At 42.6% G+C, this 8,765-nt stretch carries 6 protein-coding genes and 1 pseudogene; 4 read left to right on the top strand and 3 right to left on the bottom strand.

What is annotated here, in order from left to right; genetic code table 11:
* Nucleotides 1-526 precede the first annotated feature (526 nt).
* From CUS_RS15235 to CUS_RS15220, 4 genes are read left to right on the top strand one after another with little or no spacing between them, the layout of a single operon-like run.
* Nucleotides 527-754 (top strand): helix-turn-helix domain-containing protein, encoded by a 228-nt coding sequence (locus CUS_RS15235; protein ID WP_002852076.1) that lies wholly within the window; start codon nucleotides 527-529, stop codon nucleotides 752-754.
* On the top strand, nucleotides 754-2,634 hold the full coding sequence (locus tag CUS_RS15230) for a Dam family site-specific DNA-(adenine-N6)-methyltransferase (RefSeq protein WP_002852355.1): 1,881 nt from the start codon (nucleotides 754-756) through the stop codon (nucleotides 2,632-2,634). The genes CUS_RS15235 and CUS_RS15230 overlap by 1 nt, the downstream gene beginning before the upstream one ends.
* A gap of 14 nt (nucleotides 2,635-2,648) precedes the next feature.
* Nucleotides 2,649-4,352, top strand: coding sequence for an AlwI family type II restriction endonuclease (locus tag CUS_RS15225; protein ID WP_002851991.1), 1,704 nt, complete (start codon nucleotides 2,649-2,651; stop codon nucleotides 4,350-4,352).
* Nucleotides 4,353-4,406: 54 nt separating this feature from the next.
* The gene (locus CUS_RS15220; protein ID WP_002852372.1) at nucleotides 4,407-6,074 is read left to right on the top strand and encodes an AIPR family protein; all 1,668 of its coding nucleotides are present in this window, start codon (nucleotides 4,407-4,409) and stop codon (nucleotides 6,072-6,074) included.
* A gap of 42 nt (nucleotides 6,075-6,116) precedes the next feature.
* On the opposite strand, the gene CUS_RS15215 is transcribed toward CUS_RS15220, so the two are convergent.
* The 3 genes and pseudogenes from CUS_RS15215 to CUS_RS20740 all read right to left on the bottom strand — a co-directional run bounded on the left by CUS_RS15215 (nucleotide 6,117) and on the right by CUS_RS20740 (nucleotide 8,737).
* Nucleotides 6,117-6,329, bottom strand: a complete 213-nt coding sequence (locus CUS_RS15215; RefSeq protein ID WP_002852007.1) for a hypothetical protein — start codon at nucleotides 6,327-6,329, stop codon at nucleotides 6,117-6,119.
* 252 nt (nucleotides 6,330-6,581) lie between these two features.
* Nucleotides 6,582-8,150: pseudogene (locus CUS_RS15210) on the bottom strand (relaxase/mobilization nuclease domain-containing protein); the annotation flags it as partial.
* Nucleotides 8,066-8,737, bottom strand: a complete 672-nt coding sequence (locus tag CUS_RS20740) for a plasmid mobilization protein (protein ID WP_002852160.1) — start codon at nucleotides 8,735-8,737, stop codon at nucleotides 8,066-8,068. The pseudogene CUS_RS15210 and the gene CUS_RS20740, both read right to left, overlap by 85 nt.
* Nucleotides 8,738-8,765: the final 28 nt, after the last annotated feature.

Genomic DNA, 8,765 nt, shown 5'->3' with positions numbered 1-8,765 from the left:
AAAAATCGAATTGTAAATATATTCCGACATTGAGCGCAGACCGCTTTCCTCGGTGTACTGTTTCAGCTTGGCAAACTCCTTGTCGTTCAAGCGGACTTTCAGCACTTTAGACTTCCGTTCCTCGTCTGATTTTACATTCATAGACAAACCTCCAAAATAATAGTATTCGCCCATTTTCAATATCCATTATATCACTTTTTCTTTCATTTTTCAAGCGGGGTCTTAGGGGTGCAAAACCCTCTAACAAGCTGTTGTATTCAGGGTGGTCATTTTTCAAAATGTACCCCATGAATACCGTAGTAGCTTTCCTAAATGGATAAAAGTCCGGAACAGCCTAATATCAACATTATAGCTAAGAGAGTGTGATTCTTAACCGATTATACTCTCTTTTATATTTTTTGCGCTTATTTCAAAATTGCTCTTGAAAAACAACACAAGATATGCTATACTATATATGTAATTCAGCGATTGCAGATTTTAGTTCTGCAATAGAAGACAGAAAGTTCAATGATGGAGTGTTATCCCAATGGCGATAAGTTATAAAAAGCTGTGGAAAATGCTGATAGACAAAGACATGAAGAAAAAGGACCTTTGTGTTGCAGCAGGAATAAGTCATGCTTCTATGGCGAAGCTCGGCAAGAATGAGAATGTTACAACGGATGTGCTTGTAAAGATATGCAATGCTCTGCAATGCGATATTGGAGATATTATGGAAATGGTGCCTGAAACAACTGATCGAAAGGATGCAGAGTGATGAGCGTTAAAACAACAAAGGCTCCTGTGGCAAAGCCTATTCTAAAGTGGGCTGGCGGTAAAACGCAGATGCTCGGTGAGCTTATGCCGAGAGTTCCGAAAACGTATGGCAGATATATTGAGCCTTTTTTCGGCGGTGGAGCTTTATTCTTTTCTTTGAAGCCTGAGAACGCTATCATAGCTGACAGCAACCCTGAGCTGATAAATATGTATCTCCAGGTCGCACATCATGTTGATGATGTTATTGAGTGCTTGCAGAAATATGAGAATACAAGCGAGATGTTTTATGAGGTTCGTTCTCTTGACTGGCAGACGCTTCCGAAAGCCGAAGCTGCAGCAAGAACGATCTATCTGAACAAAACTTGTTTTAATGGCTTGTACCGTGTAAACAGGAGTGGGCAGTTCAATACACCGTTTGGCAAGTATAAGAATCCGAAGATATGTGATATTGATGCTCTGCGACTTGCTTCCGAAGCACTGCGTAAGGCTGAAATACTTTGCGGCGATTATATACTTGTTCTTGAACATTACGCTCAACCAGGCGATTTTGTATTTTTGGATCCGCCTTATCTCCCCATATCCGAAAACTCGGATTTCAAGAGATATACCAAAGAACAGTTTTATGAGGACGATCATGTTGAGCTTGCAAAGATGATAGGTACACTTCATGAGCGAGGATGCTACGTTATCCTCACTAATTCCAATCACCCCCTTGTCCACCAGCTTTATGAACGGTACAAGATAGAGGTTATCCAGACTAAGAGACATATCTCCTGTCATGGAGATACCAGAAAAGGTGAAGATGTTATCGTAACTATACCGCCTGAAAAGAAAAAGATGGTTAAGAGTGAACCTCTCTCCGATCAGGTATCGTTATATCCGCCGACTCGCTTTATGGGTTCCAAGAGGAAACTGCTCGGTGAAATATGGAATGTCGCTTCACGTTTTGAATTTGATACCGTTGTCGATCTGTTTTCGGGTTCAGGTATTGTAGGCTATATGTTCAAATCTCATGGTAAAACCGTAATTAGCAACGATTATATGGCTATGTCAGCGACATTTACAAAAGCTATGGTTGAGAATAATACCGTAACACTCCCCATTGCAGAAGCGGAGAAGCTATTGATAAAGCAAGGAGAAGTAGATCATTTCGTATCTGACACATTCAAGGATTTGTATTATACCGATGATGAAAATGAGCTGATAGATATACTTCGCACAAACATAGCTGCAATAGACGATCAGTATAAGAAAGCTATTGCGATGACTGCTCTTATCCGTGCCTGCACGAAAAAAAGACCTCGTGGTATTTTTACATATACAGGTCATAGGTATGATGACGGTCGAAAAGACTTGCAGAAAACGCTGTCGCAACAGTTTCTTGAGGCAGTAGAAGCGGTTAATAATGCTGTCTTTGATAATCATAAGGCGAATAAGTCTGTAAATGGCGATGCAATGGCTTTAGATGTTGAAAAGCCCGATCTTGTATATATAGATCCCCCATACTATTCGCCGTTATCAGACAATGAATATGTGCGGAGATACCATTTTATCGAGGGACTTGCCCGTGACTGGAAGGGCGTAGAAATACAAGAGCATACAAAAACAAAGAAATTCAAATCATATCCTACACCTTTTTCAACGAAAAACGGAGCGTATGAAGCCTTCGATAAGCTGTTTAGCAAATTCTCCGACAGTATCCTTATTGTTTCATACTCCTCCAACAGCTTGCCTACGCAAGAGGATATGGTAGCATTGATGAAGAAATACAAGGAACACGTTGAAGTAGTTCCCGTAGACTATAAATATGCGTTCGGCAATCAGGCTGACGCTAAAACACATAGAAATTCTGTTCAGGAGTACCTGTTTATCGGGTATTGATAGGAGAAATCACTATGGAAGAAAACATTAAAATATGGCTTGTAGGTAACACTGGCTTGAGAAATCCTAACAGAATACAGGAAGGTCTTGCAGTATACGCCAAGTCCGCATTTGTCGGAAAGCTGCACGGCAGGGATAATGAGATCGGTTTTATGAACCTGCTGAACAAGGAAGGCATTATCCAGAATGAAAGCGGTAAAGATGAATCAGGCAGTCATGCTCGTAAATGGCGCTTAATGTTTGCGAAGAACGGGTACATTTTTCCACAGGTAAGCAAGAAGGACGGCAATCAGGACGATCTTGGAGCTATGGACGATATAACTCCGTTTGGCAGAACATTTCTTAAAGCAGATACTTTTCCTGCTGTACAAGAGTGTTTCCTCAGAGCTATGAGCGTTGAGCAGTTTGAAATGCCCGATAAGACAACCTACTTCTCTCCGCTCCGCTGGATGCTCGCTATCATGTTGGAACTGGAGAAGCGGACAGGCTCTACGGAAATGAGCCGTATTGAGTTTGCCCTTTGGGGACACACTACAAATCCGAGTTATGATCTCTCGGAGGTTGTTGACCGTATTCTTAATCTCAGGAAGCGCAGAGCTAAAGCACCTGCAAAGCGTACCTTTGATAAAAATGAGATTAAGGAGCGTGGGAAGCATTACGATAAAAAAGCTGACAACTTCCTTGATTATAGTGACATGAATATGCGTTATCTCCGCATTTCGGGAATGTTTCAGCGTAAGGGCAGAGGTATTATGATCGTGCCTGCAAAGCATTTACTCGCTGAGAAGCTCGCAAAAGATACAGCAACTTCGGAACCTCTAATGAAAGCATACAAGCAGTTGTGTTCGGGCGCGCCTCTGCCGACTGACAATATAGACGTAGCCAAAACATTGCTTGAAGATCTCAAAAAGCAAATGAAGGAACGTCATATCGTTTATGATATTTCCGATCTGCCTCTTGATACTCCTGCCGAGATCAATATAGCAAGACAGCGTTTAGAGGATACACTCGCCAAAACTGACGAGATACAGTATGCTAACGATCAGTGCAATCAGTGGCAGGAAATTGCCGATTATATGTCTCTGCTTATTAAGGGCGGTGGAAAGCTCGTTTACGATGAAGATAACGCTATCGAAATACCGAAAGACGAAACTCCTGCATACTTTGAGTGGACACTTTGGAGAGCTGCGCTTGCGATAGATCACATGGTCAACAAGCCTTATGAGGTTCGTGGTTTCCGACTTGATTCTGACTTCTTGCCCGTAACCGCAGCAGGCGGTGGTAAAGGCGATCTTTACTGTGAATTTGAGGACTTCATGATACTGACAGAGGTTACAATGTCCACATCTTCAAGGCAGGAAGCAATGGAGGGCGAACCTGTGCGCCGTCATGTTTCCGATGCTGTATTGAATTATAATAAGCCTGTGTATGGTCTTTTTCTTGCAATCAGAATTGATACCAACACCGCTGAAACATTCCGCCACGGTATCTGGTATGCCAAAGGCAATGTTAAGCAGAGACTTGATATTGTTCCCCTTTCTTTGGAGCAGTTCCGCAGACACTTCGTTTCCATGTTCGAGGGCAAGCAGGCTCGTCCTGAACATTTGAGGGATTTGATACTCCAGTGCGAGACTGAGCGTGATAATCTTGAAGCTCCGGCTTGGATGAAACATATTGAAAAAGTTGTAGCTCAAAGGGTTCAAAGCTTTAGTAATTAAAATGAATAAAGATGTAAATAATTCGCAATAATATAATAACGGAGGTGTAAATATATGCCAAACAATCTTAAAATAGTTAGGATACAAAATAAGATAGAAGAGCTTTTTAATGGTCTTATCGATCTTAGTGATGCTAAGTCCGATAATGAAAAAACAAACAAGTATCTTACACGTGCCATTGCTGCTTTATCTATAGTTCAAAAATGCGGTTTAGATTGTGATATTGCTTCGCAAAATATTACAGATGGTTATCATGATATGGGAATTGATGCAGTGTATAATGACTCAGCTCAAAAGAAATTATTCCTTATACAAAGTAAATGGCGTTCTGATGGTAATGGAGGTATTACACAGGAGGAAAGCAGTACTTTTGTAGAAGGAGTAAGAAGATGTTTGAATTTTGATTTTGAAGGCTGCAATAAGAAGCTTCAAGCCAAAAAACAAGAAATATCAGATGCAATTAGAGATATGGACTATCAGATTGAAATGATTTTCTGTCATACTGGAAATCAAGCGGCTAATGAATATGCTCTTCGTCCAATTAAAGAGCTCTTAAATAGCGTTAATGAGGATGATTCAACTGATTTACTAATTTTCACAGAATTAAAACTACAAGACATATATGATTATTTAGCCAATGGACAAACCTCGGACAATATTATTCTTGATGATGTATTGATTAGCAATTGGGGAATTGTAGATAATCCATATAAAGCGTACTATGGTACTATTCCTGTTTCTGCAATTGGAGAATGGTTTAAACAATATGGCAACCGCCTTTTTGCTAAAAATATTAGGTATTATAAAGGCAGCACAGACGTTAATCAAGGTATTAAAGATGTATTAATCAACGAACCTGAAAAGTTTTTTTATTACAACAATGGAATTAAAATTCTCTGTCAACGAATTACGAAAAAAGCGGCATACAGTACGGGAAGAGAAGTGGGATTGTTTGCGCTCGAAGGGGTTTCAGTGGTTAACGGTGCTCAAACAACTGGTGTTATAGGCTCAGTATATATGAATTCTCCAGAAGCTATATCAGATGCTCGTATTTATATTCAAATGATTGATATTGGAGATGCCGATAGCAAGCAAGCTGTTCAGATAACTAAATTATCCAACACACAGAATAAAATTGAAGGAAAAGACTTTGCATCTTTGGATCCTACACAAGAAAGACTTCGTATGGAGCTAAGTCTTGGGGGAATACAGTATTTATATAAAACAGGCTCTAAAATTGACGATCCTGAACATCAAATAACATTTGATGAAGCAATAGTATCCCAAGCTTGTTTATGTTCAGATCTATCTATTGTTGCGTTAGTTAAGAGAAATATAGGTGCGCTAACCGAAAACATTGAAAAGGCACCTTATAAACTTTTATTTAATGGTTCGACAAACAGTTTTTCTCTTTATAATGGAGTTCAAGTACTTCGTGCTGTTGAAAGTTGTATTAAACAATATGAGCCAACAGTATCGCAAAGAAAACGATTAGTTCTCGTTCATGGAAACCGGTTCCTGTTGCATTTAATATTGAACAATTTTAAAGAGTGTGAAGGATTCAATGATAAATATCTATCGTCAAATGATATTCAGGAAAAGACAGAAGGTATTTTTGTAGGTATCTGGGAGAGAGTATATGAAGCGATGGAGCAACACTTTCCAGATTCTTATCCTGCACACATATTTAAAAATGTCGGACGAATCAAAGCATTATTATAATAAAAAACGGGCATTGTCATTCAAAACAATGCCCATTTCTATTTATTCGTCCTCGTCACTGCACTCCTCCAGCCCGTGTAGGAGCTGAATGTAAACGCATTCCGCTCTGTCATGCTCCTCGCCCTCTGTAGACATCATAAGTTCAAGGAAATAAGCCTTTGCTTCCTCATAGTCCGTCCAGGCCTCACGCTTGCCGTTGCAGACGGTCGTGACCTTGCGTGTTCTCGGCATTGCCAATTCGGGTATTGCTAACATATACCGCACCTCCAATTTCATAGTAACCATATTATAGCCTACAATGCTCTCGGAGTCCAGCATATTGGAATAATTGTAATAATTCTTATGAAAGGCGCAGCAATATCACATTTTTCCTCGGTGCAATATGCCTTATGTTGCAAAACGCTCTCTGAACGCTCAGGGAGCGTTTGCTGTTTCAGGAGTATAACTTTCCCCATAACCATCACAGACGGCTCAGAGGGACTATTCCGTTCGGCAGAGAGCTTGTTATTATTCGAGTGTGTCTTTCTTTCTCTGCTGAGTGCGCTTTTTCTCTTGGTACTGCCTGTTACGCTCCTGCTGTTCCTTGTTTTGAAGGTAGTTACGCACCTGTCGGGTGTACTTGTGAGCCGTGTCACGCTTAGTGACAAAGGCATTATGCTCAGGCAACAGAGCATTGTATTTCTCTTTCAGCTTGGTGGACTTCGCCTGCAAATCGCTCTGCTTAGGCATTTTCCCTTTGATGTAGTAAGGCTTGATATGCTCGGCAATATACTTGTCGGCTTCTTCAAAAGCGTCGATAGCGTCAGCATTTTTCTTGCGGAAATGCTTTTGCGTAAACGCTGACCGTTCCTGATACTCCTTGTATATAGCATAGTTCTGAGAATGCTGTTCCATCATCGCAATGAGCTTGTCTATCGGCTCTATCTTTGCTCTAAGCTTGGCAAGCTCGTCCGTGTGGTCATCAGGGTGCTTGAAATTCCAGAAGAAACCCCTGAGATCGTCAAGCGATGTGATACCGCCAGCTTCAAGGTCGGCGATCATCTCATCGCTGTCACGCATACCCCTGATCTCTGCCCACGCATCTTTTTCCTTTTCAGGTGCTTTGCTCTCGGCAGGTGTGGGCTGTGGTGTCGGGGCAGACGGTTCAGGCTTCGGATTGATAGCAGTTGCGTTAAGCATATCAAGCTGTGCCTGCCGTCTTGCCCGACGGGCTGCAAAGAACTTCTCAACCTGTTCCGCAGCAGCTTTCCTCTTTGCGGTTTCACTCGTTTCCGTGATAGTTTCAGGCTCGGCTGATTGTTTCGGTTTTGTCGGTGCGGTGACTGTCTGTGTCGGCTTCGGCTCAGGCTTGGGAACAGCAACAGGCTTCGGCGGTTCGATAAGCATATCGGGAGTGACATTCGCCGCTGACAGCTTCTCTTGTATCTCCACTATCTGCTCGGTGATGCTTTCGACGGTGAATCCCTCGCCCAGCGTTTCGGCTCTTGTGAACCTCTGCTGACCGTCACCCGACAGCTTGAATTTCAGCTTGTACTTGTTATGCGGAGTGTAAACATACTCGATGCCGCTGGCGGTACAGTTGCGGAGAAAATCAGCAAAGTCACGGCTGTAAAGCATGACCTCTGCAATACGAACACGGAGCTTTTCTTTCCACGACTTGCCCTCTTTCTGCATTTCATTCTCGTAATGTGATACACCCTTACCAATCGGTTCAATAACGGATATGCCGTGTTCGGCACATATCTCGTCCGAAATCTCACGCAGCTCTGCCCACGCTCTTTCTGACTTCCTGCCCTGATTATGCTCGGTGGTGAAACTCAGTCCGTTATACAGATTTGTGTTATTGAAAATGATGTGGCAATGCAGATGCGACTTATCATGGTGGACAGCAATGACATACTGATAATCACCTTTCAGATAGCGGTCGCAAAGCTCCTCTCCGATCTGCATAGCCTGTTCGGGCGTGACTTCACCGGGGGCAAAGCTCTGTATCATGTGGTAGGCAAGGATCTGTGTTCGCCCTGTTCCTGTGTCTCGGACAGCTCGGAAGTCCTCGCTTGCTCCTGCACTGTCGGCTCGGCAAGCATAAGAGTTGACATATAAACCGTCGATGGTCTTATCTCCGTTTGTGATGTAAGCGATCGCTGCGCTGACTGTTGCCCTGATCGTATGGATAGAAGTGTATGCCAAATCTCGTTTACCCCTTTCTTTATCTCGGTAATATCCTCGGCATAGATGTGACCTGTGCTGTAAAGTCGGACAAGTATCTGGTTGATGTTTGCTCCAATGCGTTTCATCAGACGGTTACACTCGGATATGTCGGTGGTATCGGGTACAAGATCAACCCTTGCCCGAACGCAGTCACGGATATACTCCGTCTTGTTCTTGTAACCGTACTGCTCACACTTAGCAAGAATATCCTGCATTTCTGATTCCGTAAAGCGAACATTCAGCGTGTAGGACTTATTCTCCCTCTTGCGTTTCAGGTACTTGCGTTCATCGTCCTTAAGCTGGCTCTCGTCCTTGTCGGCAAGGCTCTTGTCAAGGTCGGCTTTGACCTCTTTGTCCAGAGCATTATTGATAGCTCCCTCATAGGTCATGCCCTCGAACTCCATAGCCTTGCGCTTGGGCGGTCTGCCACGCTTCTTTTTCTCGGTTTCCATATTGGTGTCTCCTTTGTTTCTATTTCGG

The sequence above is a fragment of the Hominimerdicola alba 8 genome, assembly GCF_000178155.2.
Classification (GTDB): domain Bacteria; phylum Bacillota; class Clostridia; order Oscillospirales; family Ruminococcaceae; genus Hominimerdicola; species Hominimerdicola alba_C.
Note: the sequence above shows the minus strand (reverse complement) of the source record. Positions and strands in the feature narration are given on the sequence as shown.